This window comes from Labilibaculum sp. DW002 (genome assembly GCF_029029525.1).
GTDB classification, from domain to species: Bacteria; Bacteroidota; Bacteroidia; order Bacteroidales; family Marinifilaceae; genus Paralabilibaculum; species Paralabilibaculum antarcticum.
Genome location: NZ_JAKJSC010000026.1, coordinates 1 through 476, shown reverse-complemented (window position 1 = coordinate 476; position 476 = coordinate 1). Strand labels below are relative to the sequence as shown.

1 pseudogene is annotated in these 476 nt (G+C 41.2%); it reads right to left on the bottom strand.

Going from position 1 to position 476, the window contains the following annotated elements:
• Positions 1–476: pseudogene (locus tag L3049_RS21555) on the bottom strand (hypothetical protein); the annotation flags it as partial.

The following is a 476-nucleotide window of genomic DNA, read 5'->3' as shown; positions in this document are numbered from 1 at the left end:
GAAACAGAAATCGTCTGAGTTGTTTCGCCAGTTGACCATAAATAAGTCGAACCAATATTTCCTGCATCGAATGTAATTGTTCCACCGGCACAAGTCTCTTGATCTGCTCCCAAATCAACGGTTGGGTTTGCATGGATTGTTGCATTCACATCATCTGAAGCTGAACAACCATTAGCATCAGTAATAGTTACTGAATAATTTCCTGAAGTAGAAACAGAAATCGTCTGAGTTGTTTCGCCAGTTGACCATAAATAAGTCGAACCAATATTTCCTGCGTCAAATGTAATTGTTCCACCGGCACAAGTCTCTTGATCTGCTCCCAAATCAACGGTTGGGTTTGCATGGATTGTTGCATTCACATCATCTGAAGCTGAACATCCGTTCGCGTCAGTTACAGTAACAGAGTAGTTACCACTAGCAGAAACTGTAATTGTCTGAGTTGTTTCTCCTGTAGACCATAAATAAGTTGATCCTGC